The sequence below is a fragment of the Roseibium sp. 10G30-5 genome (genome assembly GCF_055809635.1).
Genome location: NZ_CM147918.1, coordinates 1,127,383 through 1,143,368 on the forward strand (window position 1 = coordinate 1,127,383; position 15,986 = coordinate 1,143,368).

General features: G+C 54.8%; 11 protein-coding genes, 1 tRNA gene and 3 pseudogenes. 2 read left to right on the plus strand and 13 right to left on the minus strand.

The genetic code is table 11. The annotated features are described in order from the left end of the window. Positions 1-69: 69 nt before the first annotated feature. The 6 genes and pseudogenes from AC0L7U_RS05765 to AC0L7U_RS05790 all read right to left on the minus strand — a co-directional run bounded on the left by AC0L7U_RS05765 (position 70) and on the right by AC0L7U_RS05790 (position 5,749). Positions 70-1,263 carry a Gfo/Idh/MocA family protein gene (locus tag AC0L7U_RS05765; protein ID WP_473694511.1) on the minus strand — a complete coding sequence of 398 codons (1,194 nt, stop codon included), beginning with the start codon at positions 1,261-1,263 and terminating at the stop codon, positions 70-72. 168 nt (positions 1,264-1,431) lie between these two features. Further along, positions 1,432-2,520, minus strand: coding sequence for an ABC transporter ATP-binding protein (locus AC0L7U_RS05770; protein ID WP_473694512.1), 1,089 nt, complete (start codon positions 2,518-2,520; stop codon positions 1,432-1,434). A gap of 106 nt (positions 2,521-2,626) precedes the next feature. Beyond that, positions 2,627-3,422, minus strand: a pseudogene (locus tag AC0L7U_RS05775) (carbohydrate ABC transporter permease). Positions 3,423-3,495: 73 nt separating this feature from the next. Next, on the minus strand, positions 3,496-4,344 hold the full coding sequence (locus AC0L7U_RS05780; protein ID WP_473695677.1) for a carbohydrate ABC transporter permease: 849 nt from the start codon (positions 4,342-4,344) through the stop codon (positions 3,496-3,498). Positions 4,345-4,454: 110 nt separating this feature from the next. Continuing rightward, complete coding sequence (locus AC0L7U_RS05785; RefSeq protein ID WP_473694514.1) at positions 4,455-4,640, minus strand: hypothetical protein; 186 nt, start codon at positions 4,638-4,640, stop codon at positions 4,455-4,457. Positions 4,641-4,672: 32 nt separating this feature from the next. Beyond that, the gene (locus tag AC0L7U_RS05790; RefSeq protein WP_473694516.1) at positions 4,673-5,749 is read right to left on the minus strand and encodes an ABC transporter substrate-binding protein; all 1,077 of its coding nucleotides are present in this window, start codon (positions 5,747-5,749) and stop codon (positions 4,673-4,675) included. Positions 5,750-6,012: 263 nt separating this feature from the next. Here AC0L7U_RS05790 and AC0L7U_RS05795 point away from each other — a divergent pair, with 263 nt between their 5' ends. Next, positions 6,013-6,954, plus strand: coding sequence for a LysR family transcriptional regulator (locus AC0L7U_RS05795; RefSeq protein ID WP_473694517.1), 942 nt, complete (start codon positions 6,013-6,015; stop codon positions 6,952-6,954). A gap of 334 nt (positions 6,955-7,288) precedes the next feature. Here the strand turns inward: AC0L7U_RS05795 and darG are convergent, their stop codons facing one another. The 4 genes and pseudogenes from darG to AC0L7U_RS05815 form a co-directional block, all read right to left on the minus strand. Further along, a complete protein-coding gene (darG, locus tag AC0L7U_RS05800) occupies positions 7,289-8,269 on the minus strand; it encodes a type II toxin-antitoxin system antitoxin DNA ADP-ribosyl glycohydrolase DarG (RefSeq protein WP_473694519.1) in 981 nt (326 codons plus the stop codon). Between the two features lie 50 nt (positions 8,270-8,319). After that, positions 8,320-8,880: pseudogene (locus AC0L7U_RS05805) on the minus strand (DarT ssDNA thymidine ADP-ribosyltransferase family protein). A 310-nt stretch (positions 8,881-9,190) separates the two neighbouring features. Beyond that, positions 9,191-9,361: a helix-turn-helix domain-containing protein gene (locus AC0L7U_RS05810; protein WP_473694521.1), complete on the minus strand. Its 171-nt coding sequence runs from the start codon at positions 9,359-9,361 to the stop codon at positions 9,191-9,193. 50 nt (positions 9,362-9,411) lie between these two features. After that, positions 9,412-9,488: transfer RNA gene (locus AC0L7U_RS05815), tRNA-Ile, on the minus strand. Positions 9,489-9,721: 233 nt separating this feature from the next. On the opposite strand from AC0L7U_RS05815, the gene AC0L7U_RS05820 reads away from it, so the two are divergent. Continuing rightward, a complete protein-coding gene (locus AC0L7U_RS05820; protein WP_473694523.1) occupies positions 9,722-10,513 on the plus strand; it encodes an SIMPL domain-containing protein in 792 nt (263 codons plus the stop codon). A gap of 107 nt (positions 10,514-10,620) precedes the next feature. On the opposite strand, the gene AC0L7U_RS05825 is transcribed toward AC0L7U_RS05820, so the two are convergent. The 3 genes and pseudogenes from AC0L7U_RS05825 to dnaG all read right to left on the minus strand — a co-directional run bounded on the left by AC0L7U_RS05825 (position 10,621) and on the right by dnaG (position 15,970). Further along, positions 10,621-11,004 (minus strand): DoxX family protein, encoded by a 384-nt coding sequence (locus AC0L7U_RS05825; protein WP_473694525.1) that lies wholly within the window; start codon positions 11,002-11,004, stop codon positions 10,621-10,623. 411 nt (positions 11,005-11,415) lie between these two features. After that, positions 11,416-13,437 (minus strand): annotated as a pseudogene (rpoD, locus tag AC0L7U_RS05830) (RNA polymerase sigma factor RpoD). Between the two features lie 463 nt (positions 13,438-13,900). Beyond that, entirely contained in the window at positions 13,901-15,970 is a 2,070-nt protein-coding gene (gene dnaG / locus AC0L7U_RS05835; RefSeq protein WP_473694527.1) for a DNA primase, read from the minus strand. Between the last annotated feature and the right edge of the window lie 16 nt (positions 15,971-15,986).

Genomic DNA, 15,986 nt, shown 5'->3' on the forward strand with positions numbered 1-15,986 from the left:
TTCAGCGCACGTCCGTCAGTCAGATGTGACGCAGTCGTCTTCGCGCCACATCTGACCCCACATCAGTCATCAGCCGATCTGCCACTTTTTGTGTGGCAGCGAGATACCCTTTTCGGCGAGAAACGCGTCCATATGAACCGTCTCGCCACTGGCAATCGAGGCATTCGCGGCAATTCCCGTCAAAATAGACCAGGCTCCATCGATATGAGATGAGCTGCGACCATAGTGATCTTCCCCCGCAGCAGGATCAAACAGATAGCCGAGCATCACCGGATCAGCGCCGCCGTGATCGCCAGCTCCCGCCCAGACATCAATGGCAATAGGCTCTTTGCCCGCGACATGGAGGGTTGTGGTCATTGCTTCTGAATCGTCCGCCTTGTCCTGTTTGCCACCAAACACACCATGAACCTCAACGTGCTTATGGGACAGCTCTCCCTTGGTGCCATAGAACTTGATCTCCAGCCCCTCCCAGGGACTGTAGGCGCAGAGCGTATAGTTCAGCGTTGCATTGTTGGCGTAGCGCGCATGCACCTGCATGGTGTCCTCGATGGTGATGTCATCATCAAACACGCAGCGGTCGCGCAGATACCCGTCAGCCTCTTCCGCTTCCAGATACAACTCACGCAAGGCCGGATCTCCGGCCAAATCCAGCTTGAAATCGCACTTATCAGCGACCGGGCACTCATGACAGCGTGGCCCATGTTCAGCCAACCCCAGTTCCCGCGCCATTTCCGGGCGATAAAACGCCCGCTCTCCATGTGCTGACACCGCCGTCGGAGAAGACCCGAGCCACCAGTTCACCAGATCGAAGTGGTGGGTCGACTTATGGACCAGCAGCCCCCCCGACTTGTCCTTATAGCGATGCCAGCGGCGGAAATAATCAGCGCCATGCACCCGGTCGAGATGCCAACTGAATTCAACCGCAATCACCTCACCAATCGCGCCAGACATCAGGATATCCTTGATCTGCGTGCGGGCAGGCGTGTAGCGGTAGTTAAAAGTGACGGCGACCTGTCGTCCCGTCTCGGCCTGAGCATCCAGAATAGCCTTGAGCTTGTCCAGATCAATGGTCATGGGCTTTTCTGTCATCACGTCACAGCCGGAGCGCATGGCCGCAATGATATACTCGTGATGACGATAGTCAGGCACCGTGACAATCACCTTGTCCGGTTTCTGTTCCTGCAACATCGTCTCGAAGTTTTCGGCCTGATACGTCGCAACCCCATTGCCGCCGATATCCACCTCCGATGCAGACAAGGCCAAGGCGCTTGTCGTTCACATCACACAACCCGACCAGATCATTCTGATCCTTATAAGTTTCAGCGACTGCACGGCGAAACATCTTGTGCCGCGAGCCTGTTCCAACGATGGCGTATTTCATGCTTTCGTCCCTTGCTTTGCGGGAAATCAAATAATGCCTCAGCTTGACCGTCAGGCGCGCAGCGCGCGGCCGTCCGGTGCAAAGATGTGGCTGTTGGTGGTATCAAGTGACAGAGGCACCACATCGCCATTTCGAATGGCCTGCTGGCCGGGTGCCAGCACCGTCAGATTGGCCCCGGTCGTCGTGCTGGCATAGATTGCGGTAGTGCCGCCCAGATGCTCGACCAGATGCACTTTCACATCTCCAAGTGACTGACTGTTGCCATCTTCGTGTCCACCAAGGCGGATGTGTTCCGGGCGCACGCCGAAGGTCAGCGCATCTCCCACACCGATCTGTCCACGTTGAACCGCTTCCAGACGGAGGGGCTGGCCAGCGACTTCAATCGTGTCGTCCGACGTCGCGCGGGCGTCCAGAAAGTTCATCTTGGGCGAGCCGATGAATCCGGCGACGAACTGATTGGCAGGCGCGTTGTAAAGATCCAGAGGCGTGCCGACCTGCATGACCTGCCCACCCTTCAGCACAACGATCCGGTCAGCCATGGTCATGGCTTCCACCTGATCGTGGGTGACATAGATCATCGTGTTGCCCAACCGCTCATGCAGCTTGGCAATCTCAACACGCATCTGCACCCGCAACTCGGCATCAAGATTGGACAAGGGCTCATCGAACAGAAAGATATCCGGGTCACGCACGATCGAGCGGCCAATGGCAACGCGCTGTCGCTGGCCACCGGAAAGAGCCTTCGGCCGGCGCGACAGATAGTCCGTAATCTGCAAGGTTTCCGCCGCTTCCCGGACACGCCGCTCTATTTCCGCCCGCTTGAAGCCTGCCGTCTCCAGCCCGAAAGCCAGGTTCTTGTAGACCGTCATATGCGGATAAAGCGCGTAAGACTGGAACACCATGGCAATGCCCCGCTTGGCGGCGGCGACATCATTCATGCGGTCTCCGCCGATCAGCAGATCTCCGTCGGAAATCGTCTCCAGACCGGCAATCATTCTGAGCAACGTGGATTTGCCACACCCGGAAGGACCGACGAAAACAGTGAACTCGCCTGGAACAATCTCCAGATCAAGGCCCTTGATCACATCAAGAGAGCCGAAGCGTTTCACCACTTTCTTCAATTGAATGCTCGTGGACATATCTAATTCTCACTTTTTGTCCGGGGCTACCTGACACACGCCTCCCAAGGCGACCTTGTCATCACGACAGGCGCTGAAGACGACCGATGTCAGGCTCCCTGTCTGATCAGCGTTTCATGCCCGTCGTCGCGATGCCCTCGATGAGCAACCGCTGGAAGAACAGGAAGATCAGGAAAATCGGGATAAGCGACAGGATCGACATTGCGAACAACTGGTTCCAGCTTGAGGTGCCGCTGGAGTCGACGAAGGAACGCAGGCCAAGTTGAACCGTGTAGAGCTTCATGTCGCTGAGATAGATCAGCGGGCCGAAGAAGTCCTCCCACGTCCAGATGAACGAGAAGATTGCAGCCGTTGCCAAGACCGGCAGAGACAGGGGCAGCATCACCTTCCAGTAAATTCGCCAAGGCACTGCACCCATCCATCTGTGCGGCTTCGTCCAACTCCCGCGGAATGCCACGGAAGAACTGCACCATCAAAAAGATGAAGAAGGCATCGACAGCGAAATACTTCGGCAGGATCAGCGGCAACCAGGTATTGACCCAGCCGAGCTTCAAAAACAGCACATATTGCGGGATCAACGTCACATGGTAGGGCAACATCAGCGTGCCCAGCATCATGGCGAACCAGAAGCTGCGTCCGGCAAACCGCAAACGGGCAAAGGCAAAGGCTGCCAGAGATGCAGCAAAGACATTGCCAATGGTCGCCAGCGTGGAAATCAGCAGCGAGTTGAAGAAAAACCGCCCGAAACTGACCTGCAACCCGAACCACCCGTCCGTGTAGGCCTTGATCGTGACCTGCGAGGGAATGAGACTGGCGCTGCTTCCAAACAGATCCGACGCCGGTCTGAGAGAGCCTGCCAACATCCACAGGATCGGATACAGCATCACGAAAGAGGCCGCCATCAGACCTGAGTGCAGCAGAGCCGAGCGGAGATACGGATGCGCACTCGTCTGGCCCGGAAGATCTCGAGCGTCGTTACTCATCGTAATGCACCCAATAGCGTGTGGACAGGAAAGAGAAGGCAGTGAAGACGGCGATGATCACCACAAGCACCCAGGCCAGCGCCGAGGCGTATCCCATGCGGAAATAGCCAAAGGCCTCCTGATAGAGGTAGAGCGTGTAAAACAGCGTCGAATTGATGGGTCCGCCAGATCCACCAGAGACGATAAAAGCAGGCGTAAACGCCTTGAACGCATCAATCGTCTGAATGACCAGATTGAAGAACACGACTGGTGACAACAGCGGCAGGGTGATCTTGAAAAACTGGCGCAGCGGCGACGCGCCATCCAGACTGGCCGCCTCATACATATCTGTCGGGATCTGACGCAGGCCCGCCAGAAAGATGATCATCGGCGACCCGAACTGCCAGACCGACAGCACCACCAGCGTATACAGCGAGTAATGCGGGTTGGAGATCCAGCTTGGCCCTTCAATTCCGAACAATGCCAACACGTTGTTGACCATGCCATCGGCCGCAAACAACTGCCGCCAAAGAACGGCAATGGCAACCGATGCCCCCAACAGCGAGGGCAGATAGAAGATCGCGCGGTAGACCGGCAAACCGGCCAGCCCCCGATTGAGCGCAATCGCCACAGCCAATGCAAAGGCCAGTTTCAATGGCACCGAAAGCACCACGTAGACGAAGGTGACATGCATCGCTGCAGTAAACTTCGGATCCGCCGTTGCCATGCGCACGTAATTCGCCATGCCGATGAACTTCGGACTTTGCAGCAGATCAAAGTCGGTGAATGACAGATAGAGTGACACCAGCGCCGGGCCGAGCGTCAAACACAAAAAGCCGATCAACCATGGCGCGAGAAACAGATAGCCTGCGGCATGTCGCCTCCATGTGCTTTGCGCAGGTCGGACGGGCGCTTTGCGCCCATCCCCTGGATCGTGGCGTCCACTTGCCCACTGATCCCCATAGGTCTTACTTACCCTCGCTTCAGGACGGATTCTGCCTCGGAGATCATCTTGGCGCCGCCGTCCTTGGGCGAAGATGCTTCAAAGGCGACTTCCTGACTGATGCGGATCAGCACCGCGTTCAATTCACCCGCTCCCTTGGGTGGTGCGGGCGGCAAAGCGCCGACATAAGGCGTCAGCTTGGAAATGAAATCCACGGCCTTGCGGCTTGGGCCATCAAGCTTCGGCGTCAGGGCATCACGAATTGCAGGCGACGCGGGAACACCCCGTTCAACACCAGGATCAGCGCTCCAGCCGGATCGCGGATAAGGAAGTTGATCAACTCTGCCGTCACCTCGGGCGCTTTGGAGGTCGCCGAAATCGAGAACATTTGCGATGGCTTGAGATAATGTCCCGGCTTGCCATCCTTGACAATTGGCTGCGCGGTAATCGTCAACTCCGGCTTGTTCATCTTCTGGTAGCCGACAAACTGATTGGAGAAGGCGAAGTCAGTCGCAGAGTACCCCAGGGTCAGAGGTGACGTCTCGATGGTATTCTTGTAAAGCGCCTGACGGTCCGGACTGACACAGCCGCCAGCCTTGCGGATTTCGGCCCAGTACGCGAACCATTCCGCCACATCATCGGCCGAGTAACCGAGTTCACCTTCTGGCGTATAAAGCGACTTGCCACGCTCCCGCAACCAACCTTCAAAAAGGTTTTCGCTGCCACTTGCATCGGCAGAGGCATGCATCTTGCGGTTCTTGTTGCCCTTGGCAAAGTCTTCGGTCTTTTTGGCGAAATCCTCGAAGGTTGTGCCATAGGTCGGCGCTTCGACGCCGGCAGCTTCCCATAGGCCTTGATCAAGGATAGTGCCAAAGGCATTCACCCCAACATTACCGCCATAGAGTTTGCCGTTGACCGAGCAGGAATCCAAATTGACCTTGCCGAAATCCTCGATCTTGAGCTGTTTGCCGAGAAAGGCGTCGAGCGGCATGATGGCTCCGCGACGCGCATACTCGAACATGTAGCGATAATCCATCTGGATGAAATCCGGCGCGTTGCCGCCCGCAACCTGCGTTGCAAGGCGTGGCCAGTAATCATCCCATCCCATGAATTCGGTTTCGACGCTGACGCCGGAATGTGCGGCCTTAAAAGCATCCACGGCCTTGGTGGTGCGTCGGGCACGCTCTTCAGAGCCCCACCACATCATGCGCAACTGGGCGCTTTCAGCAGCGAATGCCGACCCCAGCCCCATAAAAGGCACAGACGCCAGACCGGCAGCACCTGCCCCCAAAAAGCGGCGACGATTAATCATGAACGTATTCATCTGGTCTCCTCCCATCCAAATCACGCGTTAGGTAGCGCCACTCGCGTTCAGGCGCCCAATCCGGTTTCTTGCGTCGTCCTCCCGCAACCCTGTCCCACCAGAGCGAAACCGAAGAGAAAACAACGTTGTCACGCCGCAGCTAGCAAAACAAATACAAAAAATTGGTCATTCTATAAAAATATTTTATATTATGATTGGCAAAATAACTGAATATTGCGTCGCAAAATTGAAATCATATTTCAAAAATTGAGGGATTTCTGCAGATGGACAAGGCATTGGAGCAGTTTCTGGCGGTCACCGAGATGGGGTCCTTCGTCGCTGCAGCAGAGCGGCTGCTCATCTCGCAACCGGCACTGACCTACAACATCAAAAAACTGGAACGCACGCTCGGCGTCCGTTTGTTCGACCGGTCATCTCGCGGCGTACGCCTGACCCCCTATGGCGAGACACTTTACAAGAACGCCTTGCTCATGCGCCGCCTCTACACCAACGCCCTTGAGACCATCGAACGGCAACAGGGCGAGCAGGAACACGGCATCAGCATCGGCTCGGGCTACTCCGCCTGGACATTGTTCCTGAAAGATTTTGTCGTCGACCATGCCAAGGCCTACCCCAACGCCCCGATCAACGTCAGCATTGGAAATGCCATGCGCTGCATGGACCACCTCTGGGCCGGAGACATTTCACTTTTTGTCGGTCACCAAGTGGCCAATCTGGTGCGGGAGGTTGACGTTGATTTCATTCCGCTCGGCATGGCCCGTGACAGTTATTTCGTGCGTGCAGGGCACCCCTTGCTGGAGACCCCAAGGCGCATTTCCGAAATACAGGCCTACCCGACCACAGTTCCCTCACCGCCGGAAGCGCGTCAGAAGCGCCTTGTCGCCGAAGACGTCGCCCCCGCACAATCGAGCAGCTTCACGCATGTGTTCACCTCCAACTCGATGCGTGCCTGCATGGATTTCGTCCAGGCAACAGATGCGGTGCTTGTTCACACTGAGTTGCTGACAGGCTCTTTCGCAGACTACGGATTATACCCAGTGGATTTGGCCAGCAGCGAAACGCCGCCAAGCTGGTTGCTCGGCATTCACGTCCTGCCAGAGCGCCGCTCAGACCCACATGTGATGAAATTCATCGATCTGATCTGCCAGGGCGCCACCCGCCTCAATCTAGAAGCCTCCACGGCAACGACAGCATCTCAAGAATAATGGTGGGCCCGGAGGGAAAAGGCATGCAGACATAAAAGACTATATTTTTCAGATATATAGAAATTATATGGAGTAGGAGTTTGTAGTAGCATCAGCATGATATTGAAAGTGCAACAACAAACATTCGGACACGGCTAAGGCTAGCTACCAAATTAGTTATGAATTATGGGAAACTCTGATGCGGATTGCTGTCGCCACTGACCCGAAAGATTTGCTCGGACCGAACGAATTAACTCCTGACGTGCAAAGCATTCATGAAATACTCTTAGAGATAGGCGACGAGCCTGATTAGGAAATCGTGACTACATTATTAGACTGCTAAGAGTTGGAACGTTCAGTTTAGCAAACCGTCTTCCATCAGACGACCATATGCCAGCCGAATTGCGTCTTCATCGAACTTGTTTCGCTTATTCTCATTCCAGCTTTGCATCTCACGAACGAGCGCCTCCAACGGAGAGTGTTTTTCATGATGAGCCAACCAGTGAACCGATGCCAGTAGCTCTAACCCGTAAGGGCTTTCATATCCCTGAATAAGCTTATCCAACCGGGTGATAACTTCCCTTCCCCGCTCGTCATTATTCAAGAATTCATCCGCCGCTGCGTACCCACTCCGCGTTACCTGTGTTTGACGATCCTCGGAAAAGAATCCAGAAATCATCTCATGCTTATCAAGTGCAATAAAGGCCTTCTTTAAGCTCTCAGAATATGGGCCGTAGAGGTTGCGAGAAAATTGCAACCCAAAGCTCACGCCCAGCGCTTGAAGAAAGTAAACTATCTTCTGCATCGAGATCCGGTCTAACGCACCATCGAAATGCCCCTCCAGATCACCAAAGCTTTTTAAAAGTATAGCTCGCTCAAAGGTCAAACGCATACCTGTGACGGCATACTCCGGTTGATCGATAACCTCCTTCGGAGCGAAAACGACGATATCGATATCATCCAGTGCGCCAAGCTTAGTCTCAATCAAGGGCTTTACATCGTCCCAATCAAGGCCGCCATTCCCACAGCCCAAAGGCGGCATTGCAATTGACTTAATTTGGAGTCGTTTCAGCTCAGCCACCAACGCATCCAAGCCTTGCTCGATGTACGATAGCTTCGATCTCGAACGCCAATGATCCTTGGTTGGGAAATTGATTAAATACCGAGGCCCATTCTGATCAAAAAGTCCCGCAGTATCAAAAACAAACATCCTCCCAGGGGTCAGCCCACCGGAACTACATTCAGCCTTATATGCTTTGTAATTTGCAGGCCAGCGCTTCTTGAATTCAAGCGCAACCCCCTTGCCCATCACACCGACGCAATTGACCGTATTCACGATAGCCTGCACGGACTCCGAAAAAAGGTCCCCAGTCTTAAAAGAAATGGTCATGACACAAAGCACCCCGGTTTGGTGAGTACAGGAATTTCTGGATAGCAGGAAGCATCAACCCGCTCTTTTAAGATAGCGTTGATTTCACTTGTTGGCACGACAATGCAACTCAACAATCCAATGGGAACAGATGTGTGCACGAGAAACTCGGCCATGCGTTGTTGCTTGCGAAATTAATAGCGTTGCGGCGTATCGCCACTGAAAAAGTAACGGCATGCACCACCATATCCAATTTCGGAAATAGACGCCACAAGCGGGGACTCGTCAAACACACTCCAATGCACATGCTCTTCGATTTTACCGCAGTCATCCGTAACCTGCGGAACGGGAGCATTTGTATTCAATGCTAAGTCACTAATGCAGCAACGCAATTCGGCAGCGATCAGATCCGAAACTCGAAAAACCAGAAAAACCCGTTGGTTCTTATTCGAGTTCCCCAAAAACCCGCCGCTAGGCGAATGCACTTCTACCCCTCCCCGATTTATCGCGCAGGCAAAGGATGTCAACGGAGAGAAATAGAAAGCAACATAATCATTCACTACACCGCCGCATGGCATTGTAAACACGGTGGTACCGCGTCTCTCCACCAAGTTCGAATAGCTCGTTTGGTGACAAGCTTGCCGCGAACTATGATTTTTTGCTCGCACCTCACGATCTGCAAAAAATAACGGTATATCTCGGTAGTCTACCTGCCGGAAAACAAATCGCTCAGGCAAATACGCCCCCCCCCCAAAAAAAAACTTCAAAACTCACGCAGACCAAATCTTTATCAGGCCTTGCGGAAGATACCTGATTCCACCCGACGCCCCCAAAACTGCATGATGCGGGCTCTACAATTTCCAGATATTTGCAACAGAGTACAACGTTTCATACCTCGGCCAAAGCCCCGTAGACACTCACACGGCCAATACCTAGTTCCCTCGCGATGGCCGCCGCGCCCATGCCGGACTGCTTGAGCGCCCTTACCCTTTCAACATCCACGCTACGCTTGCGCCCCTTGTAAACGCCCCGCTCCTTAGCTTGCGCGATGCCCTCCATCTGGCGTTCACGGCGGAGGTAATTTTCGAATTCAGTGAAGACAGAAAAAATGGTGGGCCCGGAGGGACTCGAACCCCCAACCAATCCGTTATGAGCGGACGGCTCTAACCAGTTGAGCTACAGGCCCTGCGTCGCACGGCAACAAGGCCCGGACAGCAATGATGGATTTCCTACACAAGCACACGCAAAACGGCAAGAGGCAGTTGCCGTGCGACGCGGATGTGCGCCCAGAAAAGCTCAGGCGCACACGCCTTTTGCAAGGCCGTCACAAACCGGCCTTGAAGGTCAGACACCGTTGGACATGAACCTTCGACCCAGACAACACAAAAGGCCACGCCGTTGATGAACCTGAAGAGATTTATGTCCGTCCGTCCCGCTGCCTCGTCTCATGCTCCACGCCTGACGCTGCGCGCGCTTGTCTCTGCATTGGCGCTGGCAGCTACCGTGCCTTTGGCACAAGCTGACGAGCAGCCCACACCGCCCTCGACGTTGACCCTGGCTGGCACCGGCGAGATTTCGGTCAAGCCCGACATGGCGCAGATCACCGGATCGGTCGAGACCCTTTCCAAAACGGCACAAGGCGCACTGGATGAAAACTCCAATGCCCTGCGGCAAGTGATTTCCAGATTGAAAAAATCCGGCATTGCCGCCGCTGACTTGCAGACCAATGGCTTCAACATCTCGCCGCAGTACAAGACCGACCCAAAGACCCATCGGCGGCTTCCGGAGATTGACAGCTATCAGGTCAGCAACGGCCTGACGATCAAGGTTCGGAACCTCGACAAGCTTGGCTCTGTCATGCAGATGCTGGTCAGCTCGGGCATCAACAACATGAGCTCGCCCAACTTCATGGTTTCCGATCATGACGCCAAATTGAACAAGGCACGCGAAGCGGCTGTCGCCAATGCCCTCAGCAAGGCAAAGCTCTATGCCAAAGCCGCGCATGTGACACTCGGGCCGATCCTGGCCATGTCCGAACACGGATCGGCAACCCCGCGTCCGATGCAATTCGGCGCCCGCAAACTGATGATGGAAGCTGCCAGTGTTCCCATTGAAAGCGGCGAAAACAGCTTGTCCGCCAACATCAGCATCACCTATGGCAGATCAAGTCAGAGTAAACACGTTGCCGATATCGATTTGATTTGGCAATGAGCCCGCAAACAGCAAAAAGCCGCAAGAAAGTATTCTTGCGGCTTTTTGTTTAAACGCCCAAGAAGCCAATACCTCCTGCCCTCAAATCGGGCAAGGGCATCGCGGCCTTACTTGTTGCGACGAATCAATGCATCCAGGCTGATCGGACCGGCACCGGCTGCACACATGAAGAAAAACACAAAGCAATAGAGCAAAGCCGGTTCACCATTGTTGAGCATCGGAAAGAAGCTCTTCGGAAAATGCACGGTGAAGTAGGCCACCGCCATCGTGCCACTGGCAAGAAAAGCCGCAGGACGGGTGAACAGACCGAGGGTGATCAGCAGACCACAGACCAATTCAAAGATCCCGGCAAAGCCCCCCATGGTCGCAAGCGAGTGACCACTCATGCCCGATTGCGGAAAATACAAAAGCTTGCTGGTGCCATGCTCCAGAAAAGCTGCACCGGCAAAGATACGCAGCAGGCTGTGAGCCGTCGGTGCGAGAGGTTTCATGAAAGTCATCATTGGAACTGGATCCGTATGTGGTCATTGTTGACACACTTATGACCTGCGCTTGAAGTCTCTGACAACTGCTTCCTGTAATTGGCACAAGCTTCAAACGCGAGTGTTCAGCATATCGCAGCTTCGAACAAAAATATATTCCAGAAAGGCGCACTGTTAAGGCACAACAAAACCCTAAAATTACTAGAAGAAGTTTAAAATTCCCTTCGCCTCTCAAATCCGAAACTGATGGTCTCCATATAATGAACAATGCGCAAACCCTGTTCACCTTTCATCTCGGACAATCCTAGAGCACCTGACAGCCTATCAGAAAGCGCTCTACAGGATAGCGATGGCCTTGGACACAAAAAACCCGGCACAAGGCCGGGTTTCTGATTATCGATTCGCATGCACGGGCGCTTTTTAGCTGTCGATGAAGCTGCGCAGTTTGCGCGAGCGACTCGGGTGCTTGAGCTTGCGCAACGCCTTTGCTTCGATCTGACGAATACGTTCCCGCGTCACAGAGAACTGCTGACCAACCTCTTCCAGAGTGTGGTCAGTGTTCATGCCGATGCCGAAGCGCATCCGCAGCACACGTTCTTCACGAGGTGTTAGAGATGCCAGAACCCGAGTCGTTGTCTCGCGCAGGTTCGACTGAATGGCCGCCTCAATCGGCAGAACAGCGTTCTGATCTTCGATAAAGTCGCCCAGATGGCTGTCTTCCTCATCCCCGATCGGGGTTTCGAGAGAGATCGGCTCCTTGGCAATCTTCAGAACCTTACGCACTTTTTCCAGCGGCATTTGCAGCTTTTCAGCCAACTCTTCCGGTGTCGGCTCACGACCAATTTCATGAAGCATCTGACGCGATGTACGGACGATCTTGTTGATCGTCTCGATCATATGCACCGGAATACGAATTGTGCGTGCCTGATCCGCAATAGAGCGGGTGATCGCCTGACGAGATCCACCAGGTGGCATACGTCGAGAACTTGTAACCACGACGGTATTCGAACTTGTCGACCGCCTTCATCAAACCGATGTTGCCTTCCTGAATAAGATCCAGGAACTGCAGGCCACGGTTGGTATATTTCTTGGCAATGGAAATCACCAGACGAAGGTTGGCTTCAACCATTTCCTTCTTGGCGATACGGGCCTCGCGTTCGCCCTTCTGTACCATTGCGACAATGCGACGGAACTCAGTGATTTCCAGACCGGTCTCAGTGGCCAGCGTCTGAATTTCCTGACGGATCTCGTGAACCTGATCCTTGTCCTTGGCGATGAAGTTCTTCCATCCACGCCCGGTCAGTGTCGCAACCTTGCGGATCCAGTTCGGGTCCAGCTCAGTGCCCTGGTACTGCTGAAGGAATTCGGCCCGGTTGACATTGTAGCTGTCAGCCAGACGCACCAGACGGCCTTCATGACGCATCAGACGCTTGTTGATGTCATAGAGCTGCGCAACAAGGGCATCAATACGATTCTGATTGAGCGACAGGCTCTTCACATCCGTAATGATGTCTTCTTTCAGCTTCTTGTAGCGGCGCTCCTGCGACGGAGACAACGTCTTGTTGGCCAGCTTGTTTTCAACATGCTGGTCCTGAAGCTTACGCAACTTCTTGTAATTGTCGGCAATCCCGTCAAAGGTTTCCAGAACGGCAGGCTTCAGTTCGGCTTCCATCGCAGACAGCGAGACATTGGCTTCGAACTCGTCGTCCTCGTCGCCGTCTTCGTCGTCCTGATCGCTTTCACCAGCCTCGGAGGCACCCTTCTCTTGCCCGTTGCCATTGGCAGCAGGAACGGCAGCCGCCCCCCTTCTGAGCCTTCTTCATCATCATTGTCGCCGGTTGGACCATTCTTGGCGTCAGGTCCCGCATAAGTGGCTTCAAGGTCAATGATGTCGCGCAAAAGCACTTGAGCTTCATTCAACTCGTCACGCCAGATGATGATGGCCTGAAACGTCAGCGGGCTTTCGCACAAGCCTGCGATCATCGCTTCCCGGCCAGCTTCAATGCGCTTGGCAATCGCGATTTCGCCTTCGCGAGATAGAAGCTCAACAGACCCCATTTCACGCAAGTACATGCGCACAGGATCATCTGTCCGGTCGGCCGGTTCTTTGGTCGTTGTCGTCTTGGCAACCGCGCCAGAGCTTGCCGCGACCAGATCACCGCCGGCAGCACCTTCCTCGGCGTTGGCTTCTTCAACCTCGTCAGAATCAATGACGTTGATGCCCATGTCGGAAAGCATGGACATGATGTCCTCGATCTTCTCCGACGAAACCTGCGCAGACGGCAGAACCTCATTCAGCTCATCATAAGTGACATAACCGCGTTTTTTCGCGGCTTTTATCATCTTTTTGACGGCGGCGTCAGAGAGATCGAGAAGCGGGCCGTCCAGCCCCTCACCAGTTGCTTCCTGATTGTCTTCCACTTGCGTCGCCTTAGCTACCATTTCGTGCTCCAGAATCATGCCGTGTGCGGGCATGCCTTGATAAACGTGCGCTTGAGCCCGAACCGCAAACAGCGCGCACACCAGATTGGCAGCGCAGCTGTTGAACTTCGTCTCTTGATTCGGAATTTATGCTCCGTCCCTTAAGCTCCAATTAACTCTGACCGATTTCCGCCCCGCAAAAATTGCTTAGCCTCCACCGCACACGTTATCGGAGCTGGATGATGACATATCATCACCGCAAGGGTACGACGAACAAAACGCAGCTTTTCGATCTTGTGTCGGCGGTCTTTGACCGGTCTTCGACGCTCTTTGCTGCCTATGGTGTATTTAGCTCGACAAAAAGAAAGCGCAAGAGCGTTTCTCATGCGCAAGCTGAAAAAAGAGATGTTTTTTTCGGTTTCTCCGAAAATATCTGACGAAATGACAAGACAGATCACATTTTGTCTGTCTTCAGACGCCTGATTTACATACTTCCTCCCCCCAAAGCAGGTTCGCTTGCACGCGGCGCACTGAACTCCATCTTCTTTGCCCGCTCGGCTAACGAGGCTTCATCACGGGTGCACTCTTCGCGCCGCCGCGTCAGGTCTTGCGTCAGAGCCTGAATGCGCAGCCACCCATCTTCGCTCAGATCCTCAGCCGCTGCCTTCATCTCCTCGTCAAGTTCGACTTCCAGACGTTTGAGTTCGAGGACGTCAAGAAAATGCAAGAATACGGCGTCAAGAAAATCTTCCGGCGGCTGTTTGCGCAAAAGCTGGAAGCGATGTGCCAGAGTTGACCAGCCCCCGCGTGTTGACCCCCCATTGCCGCTCTTCCCAAGATCATCGCTGACTTCGGTCAGGAGTTGCTTCAGGGCGTCATCGAGATCGCGCTCAAGCGCCATCACCGGACTGACCTCTGACGCATCAGCAAACCGACACAGCGCATTGCGGAAGCGTCGATGCACATCATCCGAAAAGGGCAGCATCGAAAACCGCTCAAGATGGCGATCCAGCAGATACGGATAGCGCACACACAACCCGCAGACGAGCCGCTCAATACCATGCATCGGTGCATCCGGCTTGGCCGTGGCACCGGGCGCGGCAGATCCGAAAACGCTGGCCGCATCGCTGTTGCCGCCATATCCGCCTTGCCCGCCATATCCGCCTTGCCCGCCATATCCGCCTTGCCCGCCGTTGCGCCAGTCCCCCTTGCGACCATCCCCTTTGCGCCAATCGTCCTTGCGGGCTGCACTCCGGCCACTTCGTGCCTGTTCAAAGAACAAGTTCGATAGACGGAACCGCAAGTCCATCTGGTAGCGCCGTTGAACGCGGGTATCCCGAATTGTCGCAACAAGATCATCAAACTGCTTTTCGAGAGCGGCTTTGCGCTCTGGTGTATCCAGGCTGACCGCTCCGGTCTCGCGCTGCCACAACACGTCAAACAGCGAATTGGAGGATTCCAATTGCTGACGAACTCCGTCCGGGCCTTCCGCCTTGATCAGATCGTCCGGATCCATGCCATCCGGCAGAAAACAGAACTGGAAGGAATAACCACTTTGCAGCACGGGCAGAATGCGATCCACCGACCGATGCGCTGCCGAAACCCCGGCGCTGTCACCATCAAAGCAGATCACCGGCTCGGCTGCGAACTTCCACATGGCCCGGATCTGATCTTCGGTGAAAGCAGTGCCAAGAGACGCAACCACATAGGGAAAACCCGCCTGCCAAAGCGCGATGGCATCCATATAGCCTTCAACAATGATAGCTTGCCCCGACTTGAAGGCAGGCTCGCGCGCCCGATGCGCGTTGAACAACATGCGCCCCTTGTCGAACAGCGGCGTTTCTGGCGAATTGAGATACTTGGGCAGGCCGTCAGGGCTCAGCGTTCGCCCGCCAAAGGCCACCACCCGACCGCGCGGATCATGAATGGGAATCATCAGCCGACCGCGAAACCGGTCGTAACCTGAACGGCCATCTTCAGGACGGATCACCAGTCCGGCCTCCACCATCAGCGCTTCCGGCACCTCACGTGAGGCTAAAAACCGCTTGAGGCTGTCGCGCGTATCTGGCGCATAGCCGAAACGAAACTCGGTGAGCGTCTCCGGTGTCAGACCACGACGCTTGACGTAGTCGCGTGCCGTCGCACCGCCTGTGCCGCTCATGTTCGACTGAAAATACTGGGCTGCCAGCTCGCACACATCCGCCAAGGTGGCGCGCTGCTTTTCGCGTCGCGCCATCTGCGGATCAGGCGCCGGCAAGGACACGCCCGCTTCCCCAGCAAGCCGCTCAACCGTTTCAGGAAAGCTCAGTCCTTCGGTTTCCATGACAAAGCGGAAGTGATCACCCGATTCGCCGCAGCCAAAGCACTTGTAGCGATTACGGCGATCATCAACATGAAAGCTCGGTGACTTTTCCTGATGAAACGGACAACAGGCCCAGAAATCTCCCTTGCCCGGCTGCGTCTTGCGGCGGTCCCACGTCACCCGACGGCCAACGAGGTCCGACAAGCTCAAGCGGGCCCGTATTTCATCGAGAAGACGATTGTCAAAACGCATCAAAAACAACCGAGAG

Bases quoted from the DNA above. Each gene is read 5' to 3' on its own strand.
- dnaG (WP_473694527.1), bottom strand. From the start codon at position 15,970: ATGCGTTTTGACAATCGTCTTCTCGATGAAATACGGGCCCGCTTGAGC.
- AC0L7U_RS05820 (WP_473694523.1), top strand. From the start codon at position 9,722: ATGTCCGTCCGTCCCGCTGCCTCGTCTCATGCTCCACGCCTGACGCTG.
- AC0L7U_RS05825 (WP_473694525.1), bottom strand. From the start codon at position 11,004: ATGAAACCTCTCGCACCGACGGCTCACAGCCTGCTGCGTATCTTTGCC.
- AC0L7U_RS05770 (WP_473694512.1), bottom strand. From the start codon at position 2,520: ATGTCCACGAGCATTCAATTGAAGAAAGTGGTGAAACGCTTCGGCTCT.
- AC0L7U_RS05790 (WP_473694516.1), bottom strand. From the start codon at position 5,749: ATGAATACGTTCATGATTAATCGTCGCCGCTTTTTGGGGGCAGGTGCT.
- AC0L7U_RS05795 (WP_473694517.1), top strand. From the start codon at position 6,013: ATGGACAAGGCATTGGAGCAGTTTCTGGCGGTCACCGAGATGGGGTCC.
- AC0L7U_RS05810 (WP_473694521.1), bottom strand. From the start codon at position 9,361: ATGGAGGGCATCGCGCAAGCTAAGGAGCGGGGCGTTTACAAGGGGCGC.